Source organism: Adhaeribacter sp., assembly GCF_057359045.1.
The window spans coordinates 23,713-34,950 of record NZ_JBMQUD010000045.1 but is presented as its reverse complement, the minus strand read 5'-3'; the positions used below and the strand labels follow the sequence as shown (position 1 = coordinate 34,950).

Annotated in this window: 9 protein-coding genes; 2 read left to right on the top strand and 7 right to left on the bottom strand. The window is 43.0% G+C overall.

The features are described from left to right. Positions 1 to 176: 176 nt before the first annotated feature. From ACO1R6_RS08395 to ACO1R6_RS08380, 4 genes are all read right to left on the bottom strand, one after another. Positions 177 to 1,601: a Gfo/Idh/MocA family protein gene (locus ACO1R6_RS08395; RefSeq protein ID WP_486263858.1), complete on the bottom strand. Its 1,425-nt coding sequence runs from the start codon at positions 1,599 to 1,601 to the stop codon at positions 177 to 179. A gap of 586 nt (positions 1,602 to 2,187) precedes the next feature. Beyond that, positions 2,188 to 2,838, bottom strand: a complete 651-nt coding sequence (locus ACO1R6_RS08390) for a carbohydrate-binding family 9-like protein (protein WP_486263856.1) — start codon at positions 2,836 to 2,838, stop codon at positions 2,188 to 2,190. A 7-nt stretch (positions 2,839 to 2,845) separates the two neighbouring features. Further along, complete coding sequence (locus ACO1R6_RS08385) at positions 2,846 to 3,994, bottom strand: phosphotransferase enzyme family protein (RefSeq protein WP_486263854.1); 1,149 nt, start codon at positions 3,992 to 3,994, stop codon at positions 2,846 to 2,848. A gap of 2 nt (positions 3,995 to 3,996) precedes the next feature. Beyond that, positions 3,997 to 4,920, bottom strand: a complete 924-nt coding sequence (locus ACO1R6_RS08380) for a nucleotidyltransferase family protein (RefSeq protein WP_486263852.1) — start codon at positions 4,918 to 4,920, stop codon at positions 3,997 to 3,999. Between the two features lie 842 nt (positions 4,921 to 5,762). Here ACO1R6_RS08380 and ACO1R6_RS08375 point away from each other — a divergent pair. Further along, on the top strand, positions 5,763 to 7,214 hold the full coding sequence (locus tag ACO1R6_RS08375) for an L-lactate permease (RefSeq protein ID WP_486263850.1): 1,452 nt from the start codon (positions 5,763 to 5,765) through the stop codon (positions 7,212 to 7,214). A 159-nt stretch (positions 7,215 to 7,373) separates the two neighbouring features. On the opposite strand, the gene ACO1R6_RS08370 is transcribed toward ACO1R6_RS08375, so the two are convergent. Continuing rightward, on the bottom strand, positions 7,374 to 7,901 hold the full coding sequence (locus ACO1R6_RS08370; protein WP_486263848.1) for a dihydrofolate reductase family protein: 528 nt from the start codon (positions 7,899 to 7,901) through the stop codon (positions 7,374 to 7,376). Between the two features lie 125 nt (positions 7,902 to 8,026). Between ACO1R6_RS08370 and ACO1R6_RS08365 the strand changes: the two genes are divergently transcribed. Next, positions 8,027 to 8,386 (top strand): hypothetical protein, encoded by a 360-nt coding sequence (locus tag ACO1R6_RS08365; RefSeq protein WP_486263847.1) that lies wholly within the window; start codon positions 8,027 to 8,029, stop codon positions 8,384 to 8,386. 438 nt (positions 8,387 to 8,824) lie between these two features. Here the strand turns inward: ACO1R6_RS08365 and ACO1R6_RS08360 are convergent, their stop codons facing one another. Next, the gene (locus tag ACO1R6_RS08360) at positions 8,825 to 9,370 is read right to left on the bottom strand and encodes a cupin domain-containing protein (RefSeq protein WP_486263845.1); all 546 of its coding nucleotides are present in this window, start codon (positions 9,368 to 9,370) and stop codon (positions 8,825 to 8,827) included. A 244-nt stretch (positions 9,371 to 9,614) separates the two neighbouring features. Next, positions 9,615 to 11,156, bottom strand: a complete 1,542-nt coding sequence (locus tag ACO1R6_RS08355) for a sigma 54-interacting transcriptional regulator (RefSeq protein ID WP_486263844.1) — start codon at positions 11,154 to 11,156, stop codon at positions 9,615 to 9,617. Between the last annotated feature and the right edge of the window lie 82 nt (positions 11,157 to 11,238).

The following is an 11,238-nucleotide window of genomic DNA, read 5'->3' as shown; positions in this document are numbered from 1 at the left end:
TTGCCCGTGGTTTGCAGCACCCATGTGCCGTAAGCCGCCGCAAACTTTACTACGTCTACCGGCGTTAAACCTTCACCGGCTACGCCGCCTATCGTCCCCCGTATCCCGGATATCGTCTTGATTAACGTCACTTCTCTTCTTTATTCGGTTTAGATTTTGCTACTGTTAAATTAGCTTTAAACTTTAACTTTAGTAGAGCCGCCACCGCGTAAGGTAATATCTACGGGCGTATTTTTTTGCCAGGCTCCAACGGTAAAGTCCGGCACATCAATAGAATTAGACCGGTTGGCTACTGACCACTCGCTTAACGGCGCAACAGCACTCCACAAAGCGGCATCGTATACATCCTGATCCAGGGGCAAACCATTACGCAAGCAATCTATCAGGCGCCAATCCATTAAAAAGTCCATACCGCCATGGCCACCAATTTGTTTTGCCATTTCGCCTAGCCTGCTTACCAGTTCGGGTTTATATTTTTCTTCTACTTCTTTAAATTCGGCTTCGGTTAACCATTTTTCGTGGTTCGTTGCAATTCTGGCCGGTAAAGGCCATTTTTGGGCTGCGCCTTTGGTGCCGCTTAGTAAGTGAATGCGGGAATAAGGCCGGTTTGAAGAAACATCATGCTGAATCATGATGGTTTTGCCTTTTTTGGTGCGAACCGTAGTGGTATTCATGTTGCCCCGGAAATTTTTACCCGCAAATTCTTTAAATGTACTATCCGTAGCAGCCAGTTTATTAGCTGTTTCGGCCATTACAAAGTCATTGCTCGATACCGAAACCAGGTAATCCATCTGGTCGCCGCGGTTAATGTTCATGACCTGGCAAATCGGTCCGAGACCGTGGGTAGGGTACAGACTGCCATTACGCAAATTTTCCCGGAGCCGCCACATGTTCTGATAGCCGTTTTTAGAAAAATTAAGATCTACTAAATTATGGATGTAAGCCCCTTCGCCATGAATAATTTCCCCAAAAAAACCTTGCCGGGCCATGTTTAGGGTCAGCATTTCAAAGAAATCGTAACAGCAGTTTTCTAGCATCATACAATGCTTCTTGGTTCTTTCGGAGGTTTCTACCAACTGCCAGCATTCTTCAATGGTAACGGCCGCCGGTACCTCTACGGCTACGTGCTTGCCGCGTTCCATGGCGTAAACGGCCATAGGCGTATGTAAATGCCAGGGCGTAGCAATATAAATTAAATCAATATCGTCGCGGTCTACCATGGCTTTCCAGGAATCTTCTTTACCCGAGTAAGCAGTGGGCTTGTGCGCAGAATCAGCTAATATTTTCTGGGCAGCGGCAACTTTATCGGGCCGCAAGTCGCAGAGACCTTTAATATCTACCCCCTGGATATAATTAATGCGTTTTACAGCGCCGGGCCCTCTTTGGCCCAAACCAATAAACCCAATCCGGACGGTTTCTATTTTAGGAGCAGCATAACCGCTCATGTTAAATGTTTGCCGGTGCGATTTACCAGCTTGTGCCTTAATATTGGTTAGTTTAGAACCACCATTGGCCGTGGCACAGCCGCTTAACAGGTTATTTCCAGCCAGACCAATACCGGCTAATCCGGCTATCCTTAAAAAATCTCTGCGGTTATTCATATCTATTATTTTTTAAGTTTTTTATTAATTTCTAGTTGATTAAAACTTTACTGGTTGTGTTGTATTGCGGGCAGTTAACCCACTCAATGGTTAAAAATCTATTTGTAGATTATTGGTTTAAATAGGAATTACCCGCCAAAAACCGGCTGATTGCTTTATTTTAAGTCTATTGTTAAAGTTATAAATGTTATTCTCTAGTGTTTGTTTGGGCAACAATCATTTAAAAGCTGGCTTAATTATCTCTATTAGATACCAGAAAACACTTGCTTGCAGCCTGATTTATAAGCTGAAACCAGATAACTGGCAAGCCTATATATTTAAATAAAATTAACCAAACTCCAGGAAATAATCTGGTTAAAATTTTACGGGTGCGTTAAAGAAAAAGAACCCGGTTTTCCTTTCTGTAGGCGCTTTAAGTAAAATAAATTACAATTGGCCTTTACCTCCATGCTAACCGGATTCTTTTAGGTAAACAAACAAAACAAACAAAATTTATTCTAAGCTTTTGGGCTGGTTATAATTCCTGAAACCCGAGTTTAACTACTTACCAGCTTTTTTAAGTGAAATATTAAATCGGCTTTACCGCCTACAAAAACTGCAGTTCCCCAAAATATTCGGGTAAGTGAAAATTGGGTTCTTCGGCTTTAATATTGTTCCAGGACAAATAATGGGGTTTAGGTAAATCATCGCCGCACTTGTAAAAATTTACCCGGCAGTTCTGGTTATTTAAATTGGTAAATTCATGGTAGCAAAAAGCTTCGGAGGGTATTTTAAGCGTTAATTCCCATTTTACTACCGGTTTATCGTCGGGAACCGGTACAATGGTTAAAACTGCCGAGCGCTGTATTTTTCGAACGACAGCTTCGGGCAATAATTCACGCTGCTGCTTTTCTTTGCCATACCCAAACCGGCAGGTACCTAAGCTGTTAAACTCTAAATTATAGTATTCCTGATCGTTGTTGAATGATATAAAAAATTCGACGCAACTGTCGCGGTAAACCGGATCGTTTGTTTTCCGGAACACCGTTCTAATGCTGTCTTCAATCACAAAATACTTTAAAAACAAACAATCTTTGCTGTGCCCCACCGAAAAAGCTACCGCAGGTTTATACTCATACGCCGGCCAGGGTACATTATCGATCTGGGTTTTAGGTTGCTGGTTTAAGTGCGCCGATACCTCGGCCATGCTTGAGTTTTTATTCAACCGGTCAATAAAGGGTACTTTCAGTTGTTTCATTACAGGTTTAACGTTTAGCGGCTACAGCTGCTGCTGGGGTGGTTTGGAGTACATCCTGAATAATTCTTTCCAGCAAGTCTTGTTTCTGCTCAAGTTGCTCTACCAACCTGAATTGTGCCCGGGCACGCTGCAGGTTATGTTCGGGAAAATGAATTTTATAATAATTATCACCGTCAATATAATCGGTTAAGAAACGGAGCCCCATGATGTAAGGCAACAATAAAACGCCCGGCACCAGCGATTTTATTTCGGTGGGCGTAAGTGCATCTTTGGTTTCGGCCAGAAAGCCTTTGGCAAAACCTTCGAACAAATCAATATTTAGCTGTATTTTCTCTAAAACGGGTTCGTCTTCGGGGGCGGTACTGATAATGGTGCGGATAGCATCGCCGAAATCGTAAGCTACGTAACCGGGCATTACGGTATCTAAATCAATTACACACTGGGCTTTATCTTGCTGATTTAACAGTACATTGTTAAACTTGGTATCGTTGTGGGTAATCCTGAGCGGCAATTCTTTGTTTTGGCCCCAAGTGTAAATGGTACTCATGGTTTCGGCCCGGTCCAGCACAAATTTAATTTCGGCGGTTACCTCTTCTACCCGGTTTACGGGGTTGGCTTCCAGGGCTTGCCGGAACAACCGGAGCCGGTTTACCACATTATGAAAATCCGGAATGGTATCGTGCAACAAGGCTACGGGCAAATCGGCGAGTAAAGCCTGAAATTTACCAAAAGCCTTACCCCCTTCGTAAGCTTGCGCCGGGCTTTGCACCAGGTCGTAGCTGGTGGTATCATCCAGAAAAAGGTACATCCGCCAATAATTGCCGTCGGCATCTTGGTAATACCAGTTGTGGTCGTGGGTGGGCACCAGGGTTAAAACTTCTTTTTCGGGCTGGGCACCGGCTACAGCCGCCAGTTTACGCCGTAAATGGGTGGTAACTAATTGTATATTTTGCATCAGCGCCGGCACATGTTTAAACACGTGGTGGTTAATGCGCTGCAATAAATAATCGGGGGCAGTGGAGTTGGCATTTTTTACCTGGTAGGTATCATGAATATGCCCGGACCCGTGCGGTGCAATGGTTGCAACAGCCCCGTCGATGGCAAACCGCGCTATAATCTGGGGTAAATGGTCTGTAGCCTTTTCTGTCTTTATCATCCTTATAAAACCTTTGCTGATGTTGTCTGATTTAAGTTTTCGGGGTAAGTACCGGCATCTATTAATTGCCGGAGGGTAGCCACCGCCACTGGTTTGTCGGCGGGGTACGTAATGCCAAACCATTTTTCCGGCGAAGGCAAAACTTTAACCCGGATGGTTCCGGCGCGCACCAGTTTATCTACCACCCCGGGCAAGTAAAATTCTGCTTTGGGCTCGTGGGCCGATTGTTCTAAAAATTCGCGGAGAAAAGTTTCAAAATACGGCAGTATGGTTTCTGGAAAGCCCATCAGGTTCATAGAAACCAGTTGTTCCGGCGCCAGGTTAATTTCCGCACCATCCGGCTCCCGGGAGATAATACCGCGCTCGGTGGCCTCAATGTGGAGTTGCTCCGTAACGCTGGTTAAATAACCGACCACATCTGTCTGGCAAATACCCCGCGATACCGCCCCGTGCGCCGATAAAGTATTTTCTAATTTATACCCTACCAAAGCCGACTCGCCGGTTTGCGCCTGTAAAAACCGGGAAATAATAGCAAAGGATTCGTAACCATAAAAGTCATCGCCGTTAATTACTGCAAAAGGCCCTTTAATGTGCGGCCCCGCTACCCAGATAGCATGGGCCGTTCCCCATGGTTTTACCCGGTTTTCGGGCACACTAAAACCGGCCGGCAGTTTGTGTAATTCCTGGCAAACAAATTCCAAAGGAATAGTGCCCTTAAATTTGGCTTCCATTACGGCTTTAAATTCGTCGGCAATAGACTCCCGTATTATAAATATAACTTTGCCAAAGCCCGCTTTTATAGCATCGTAAATAGAATATTCAATAATGGTTTCGCCGTTGGGGCCAAACTGGTCCAGTTGTTTCAGGCTCCCGTAGCGGGTAGCCATACCGGCTGCCAGTACCAAAAGCGTGGGTTTTACTGCCATAAGTATTCGTGTTATACCGCCCGCAATTATGCTAAAGCCGGTTAAAAGTTTTTAGTTGGTTTAATTACTGCGGTCTGGTCTCTCTTAAATAAAATATTGGCCTTATGAGCTAGCCACTTACTTCTATGTGATAATTTAGATGTACCGTACTACCCGCCTAGCTACTATCTGCGTTTTAGTTACAAGAATAACCAGTGTTCTTTAAACGCAGTAGTAGGTTAGGGATAAATTTTTCATAGCGTTTATTCTGACTAGTGGTAGCGGTACTATGGCTCAAATTTTATTATCGTCTTAAACATAAAAGTATTTATTTACAATTACAAGAAATTTGGGCACAAAATGTGTTCGAACACGCATATTTTATAATTAATTGTGATCGTACACGGCACGCTTTGCTCTGTGGCTACTAAGTCTGCTTGCAATGCTTGCTTTTTTCAATAATCAGATTTTTTAAAACTATGTAAGGTTAGCTCTAAGCGTAAATATTTAAGCTAGGAGTAAACAAAATTGCGCGATGCTTTGGCTAGAATATAAGCTTAATGTAAGCCACCTGGCGGTAAAGCAACTAGGTTATTTTGGAATTGTAACCCAGAATTCAGGTATTTAAAAGTAAAGTTGCTAAAGCTATAAAGTTAGCTTAATGCAGCATACGTTGGCTTCTAAATGCCACCTTACGTAATTTTTTTACCAATCAATTCTTAAAAAGGATTATTCTCTATCTTAAGCGATGATGCGCGTCATAAAACGCCCGCTTAAATTAGTATTACTTTGAAAAGCAGGAGTGCTCATTAAACTGTTAATCAAAGAATATTATCGTACAACTGCTCTGTAAATAAGATGTTATGGTTTATGTTTTAGCGATTCTTCCCATTTTAATTCTGGTTATTATTTCACTTACTTATGGGGTTAAGGCGGCGGTACTGGCCGGGTGGCTGGTAACTACGGGTTTGTTTTTTTATTGGGGTGCTTCGTTTTACCATTATTTAGGCACGCTGGCTATTTCGTTTTTTACCACGGTCAATATTTTAATGATTGTTTTTGGCGCGACTTTCCTGTACACGATAATGGAAAAAAATGGCCAGATCCACCAGATTGCCCACTCTCTCGACGAGTTGGAAACCACCAAAGAAATTCGTTTTTTCCTGTTGGCCATTGGCTTAACCGCCTTTTTTGAAGGCGTAGCCGGCTTTGGTACTCCGGGTGCCATTGTGCCGCTGTTATTAATGGCCATGGGCTTTAATGCTGTTTTATCGGTGGCAGTAGTGCTACTATTCGACGGTTTATTTGCGATTTTTGGCGCCGTGGGCACGCCTTTGCTCACCGGCTTGCAAATACCGTTGTACTTATCGTTTAGCCAGGTCAGAATCATTGCTTTGCTAGCGGCCGTTGGTGGCGTACTAGTCATGAGTGGCTTACTATTGTTTATTTTCCGGTGGTTTAAAACCTACCAGATACCTTTACCAGGTAAAAAGCCGGTGTACTTGTTATTCTCTTTTTTTGCGGTTCCTTTTTGTATCCTGGCTTGGTTTATACCCGAACTGGCAACGGTTTTAGCAGCCTTAATCATGTTGGGATTATCGATAATTTATTTCCGAGGTTTTAAGAAGAAAATAAACTGGCAGTGCTGGGTACCTTACGGTTTACTGGCCGTACTGCTGCTGTTGCCCAAATTATTTACGCCCCTCCACCGTTGGATTGGCTGGGATATTAGTTTTAACAATATGTTTGGGTCCGGTATAGATGCAACTTTTAAACCTATGCAATCGCCGTTGGTGCCTTTTATAATGGTGGGCATAGGGGTGGTATATTTTACCAGGAGTAAATCGTACTACCTGCAACAAAGTGCCGCCAAAACTTTATCGGTTTTAGTAGTGCTTTTCCCTTCTATAGCGGTAGCGCAACTTATGATAAACTCCGGGGTGAACCAGCCATCTATGGTTTGGTACATCTCTGACCTGCTGGCGCATACCGGGAAAATCTACCCTCTACTTTCGCCGTTTATTGGTATTAGCGGGGCTTTTATTACCGGCAGTACTACTATCTCGAACGTGGTTTTTGGGCCCTCGCAACTAGCTACCGGACAATCGCTGCAAATACCCGACGTTATAATACTGGCGTTACAACTTGCCGGAGCAGCATTGGGTAATGCAATTTGTTTATTTAATATTATTGCGGCTGCCGCCATTGCTAACCTGCAAAACCATAAAACTATTCTGGCTCATAATATTGCCCCTACGTTGTTTGGTGGCCTATTATTGGGTATATTAGGTTGGTTGGCGGTTTACCTGGTTTAGATTAAAGTTTTAGGTCCGGATAGTCAGCCGTGCTGTTGATAGCAGAAGTAAATAAACAATTATCCTAGTGTTTAAAATTAGTAGCAGTTGCTTAGTAAAGCACAATTAATCTCTTGGGCGGATTGCCGTACTCCAAATATTAAGATTGCTGGGCAGTTCTTATATTTTTTCGTACCACAACTGCACCAGACCGGAAGGAAACGTTATACTCCGCTTCAGTAGAATAGTTTGCTCCGGCAGGCCGTCTTTAAATAACCGAACGCCTTGCCCTACCAGGTGCGGAATTACAGAAATTATAAATTTATCGATGAGGCCACCTTGCAGCAAGGTGGCTACCAAATCACCGCCGCCATCAATGTAAATATGCTTTCCGGGTTCTTGTTGTAATCTGGCAATTAAGTCTTTTATTTCACCGCCATAAAATTCCACATTTTCGTCGTGGCCGGTTTTGGTGCGCGAGAGCACATAGCATTTTTTGTCTTTATGCGGAAACTCTATGCCAAAAGATAAAACCTTGTCGTAAGTTTTGCGGCCCCAAATTAAAGTATCTACTTCTGCCTGAAAGGCACCGTAGCCATAATCTTCGCCGGGTGCATCTACCAGCGAAAGAAAATCGATGTTATCGTCGTCTTTGGCAATATAGCCATCCAGGCTCATGGCTATGTATAAAATAACCTGTCTTTTCATAGTCTGTTAGTTTGGGTAAAATTTATTTTTCTGGTTGCTTTATGCGCAAATGATACCGGATAGTAGAATCTGGTTTAGCCGCCAACATCGGATAACGATAAGTAGAATCTGGCTTTAGTATCGGCATGCTGCCTTTTATTTGGCCGGAATTTTCTTTCTTTGAACCAGCGGTTAGACCACTTTCCTTTGGCTTTCCGAAAGTATTTTGGCTTGAACCAGGGGTAGAGAATTGCCTTAGCCCTAAGCTGGATTTTAGCCCAGGCATAACCTGTCCGGATAACGGCTTTATAACCGGAAGCCTGGTTAAATATGGCTTTTGCTTTACTTGGGCAAAACAACCCCAAGAAAGCAAGAGCAGAGCGGGAATAAGAATAGCGGTTTTCATATTCATATTTTTAGCTGTAAATCTTAAGGCTAAAGTCTTTAATATTTGCCCGGCTTTGTTGCCTAAATCAGGAGGTTTTCTACTAACTTTTGCAGGGTAGAAAGGGTAATTTGGGAAGCTTCTTCGAAAATGTTTTAGATACTTCTTAATCTAAACTTTTTCTGTTCGGCAAAACAAGCCTTATCCAAAGCGATGCCTTTATCAGTTAAGGTAAGTATTTGGTCCTTGTCTTGGTTAATTGCTCTTGCTCAAACTTAATTAAAATACTTTACTGCCTTTTCATCGGCAAAAGGTTCCATTAGTTTAACTAAATCATCTTTTTAATATAGAACCGTTTTCTCTTACGAAATTTAATATTTGCCAGCTAATGTGGTTTATACAAATTTTGCCCGAACGGCAACACTCCCCTTATTCAATAATTCGTCTACCTTTTAATCCAATAGCACACCTATGTAAAGAATAACTTGTCTGAGCATATAATAGATATATAATAATCTGACAATTTATTATTTATTCTGCTTACAAATAAAAGCTCCGGTTAATCGTGGCAATATTTTTCCAGTAATTGTTTTTCAAAACCCATCTTCTTAGCAAACCAAGCCGTAAGTTCAATACCTGGCCGAGCCAATTGCCACAAACCAGGCCCATGGGTGTCGCCAATTTGGGTTAACAAAGCAGCTTTAAATTTATTTTTAGGAATTCCTTTTGTGGTAGTTGCGCCTTCCGCTGCTAATCCATAAATAATTCTAATAAAATTTTCGAAACCAACGCTGCCTGGCCGGAGTTCAGTAATAAATTTTACAGTTTGCTTACCTGGATTATAAAACCGGTGTACCACCTTTGGTTTTATTGTAAACGATTCTTGCGGTTTAAGTAGTTTTTGTTCCTGCCCTATCTGGACACCTAATTGCCCCTCTATAGGCGTAAAGGTTTCGGCGTATGTATAATGATAGTGTAACGGATTACCGCCGCCGGGTAATAATTCTACTTCTAATAAGGTAAACTCACCATTTGTTTCGGCGGCCGTTTTCAGAAAAGTAACTTTATCCTGTACGTCAGGATTTGCAAAAACACGTGTTTTCATGTTAGGCGGTCTGCTTTATGCCAAAGTATCATTTTACTGTATTTCAGAATTATTATTTACCCGCCGCTGGTATGTAATGATTGGCATAGTTCGGCTAAAAATAATTAATTTATAGCTGAGCAATTCTATAGTTTAATTTAAAATTAAACTTATCCAGCAACAAAATCTTATCTGCAAAATAAAAGAGCAACCCATTGGCTGCTCCTTTTCAAATATAATAAACTTACCAGGTTATTCCGGTTAGCTACCGTTTTCTGCGTTTGCCGAAATCCTCCTCCTCGTCATCGTCGTCGGTAAATTTGGGCATGGTAAACATGCTGCTCAAGAGGTCTTTAAACTGCAGGCCGGCAGTAAGTTTGTTTCGGCTAATGAGGCTGTGTTCGGCCAAGCCGTGCAAACAGAACTCCATTAAAAACAACTTGGTCTGGTCGTCAGAACTTTTATGTAAATCCTGTACCATGCCAGCCAGCCCAGGTACGCTGTTCAGACTTTTGTTGTATTCGGCGGCCGTCATATCCTGCAAAATATCCAGGGTGTTGCCTTCGCCAAACCAATCGGTTATTTTCTTGTACGCATTTTTTTCTTTTAACTTCTTTTGTTTGTCGGGGTCGGGGAAATATTTTAGAAACTGCGCCCGAATGGCTTTGCCCATGAGTTTCTGAGCTACAATAGACGGGCCTTCCTGCTCGCCTTCGTACACCAGCTCTACTTTGCCGGTCAGCGCCGGTACAGCCGCCAGGAAATCGGTTACCCTAATATAAGTTTTGGTTTCGCCGTTGAGTAGTGCGCGACGTTCGGCGGCGCTAATGGTACTTTCGTAAGCTGCAATGGTTAAACGCGCCGATACCCCACTTTTGGCATCGACGTACTCACTTTCGCGGGCTTCCATGGCAACCTGCTCAATTAAGTCGTTTACCAGGTGATTGGTTTGTACCAGTTGCTGCTGTTCTTCTTTAATTTTGGCTTCCTGCAAAGTAATTTTCTTGCCAATTTCAATAGACTTGGGATAATGGGTAATAATCTGGCTGTCGATGCGGTCTTTTAAGGGCGTTACAATGCTGCCCCGGTTGGTATAATCTTCGGGGTTGGCAGTAAATACAAACTGGATATCCAAAGGCAAGCGTACTTTAAAGCCCCTAATCTGGATGTCGCCTTCCTGCAAAATATTAAACAACGACACCTGGATACGCGCCTGCAAATCGGGTAACTCGTTTATTACAAAAATGCCCCGGTGCGACCGCGGAATCAAGCCAAAATGAATAACCCGCTCGTCGGAGTAAGGTAGTTTTAAAGTAGCCGCTTTTATGGGATCAGCATCGCCAATTAAATCGGCTACTGATACGTCGGGTGTAGCTAATTTTTCGGTGTAGCGTTCGGAGCGGTGTAGCCAGGCTACAGGTGTGTCATCGCCTTTCTCTTCTATTAAGGTACGGGCGTAAACCGATAAAGGCTCCAACGGATCGTCGTTTAGCTCAGAGCCGGCTACCACCGGAATATATTCGTCGAGGAGTTCTACCAGCATGCGCGCTAGCCGGGTTTTAGCCTGTCCCCGCAAACCCAACAGGTTAATGTGGTGCATGGCTAAAATTGCCCGTTGCATATCCGGAATTACCGTTTCTTCGTAGCCCCAAATGCCCGGAAAAACCTCTTCCTGGTTTCTTAGTTTGGCAATTAGGTTGTCGCGCAACTCCTGCTTCACCGATTTGGGCTCGTAGCCAACGGCTTTTAAGCCGCCTAATGTATTTATTTTAATAAGGTTTTGCGAAGTGATGTTCTTATAATTCATGTATTCTGGTTATTTTCGAATGTTATCCGGCGTTTTTAATCAACACGACCGGTATCTGAATAAATCTATTATTTAAGGTTTT

Coding starts and splice junctions, on each gene's coding strand:
- ACO1R6_RS08375 (WP_486263850.1), top strand. CDS start 5,763: ATGGTTTATGTTTTAGCGATTCTTCCCATTTTAATTCTGGTTATTATT.
- ACO1R6_RS08365 (WP_486263847.1), top strand. CDS start 8,027: ATGCTGCCTTTTATTTGGCCGGAATTTTCTTTCTTTGAACCAGCGGTT.
- ACO1R6_RS08370 (WP_486263848.1), bottom strand. CDS start 7,901: ATGAAAAGACAGGTTATTTTATACATAGCCATGAGCCTGGATGGCTAT.
- ACO1R6_RS08380 (WP_486263852.1), bottom strand. CDS start 4,920: ATGGCAGTAAAACCCACGCTTTTGGTACTGGCAGCCGGTATGGCTACC.
- ACO1R6_RS08355 (WP_486263844.1), bottom strand. CDS start 11,156: ATGAATTATAAGAACATCACTTCGCAAAACCTTATTAAAATAAATACA.
- ACO1R6_RS08360 (WP_486263845.1), bottom strand. CDS start 9,370: ATGAAAACACGTGTTTTTGCAAATCCTGACGTACAGGATAAAGTTACT.
- ACO1R6_RS08390 (WP_486263856.1), bottom strand. CDS start 2,838: ATGAAACAACTGAAAGTACCCTTTATTGACCGGTTGAATAAAAACTCA.
- ACO1R6_RS08385 (WP_486263854.1), bottom strand. CDS start 3,994: ATGATAAAGACAGAAAAGGCTACAGACCATTTACCCCAGATTATAGCG.
- ACO1R6_RS08395 (WP_486263858.1), bottom strand. CDS start 1,601: ATGAATAACCGCAGAGATTTTTTAAGGATAGCCGGATTAGCCGGTATT.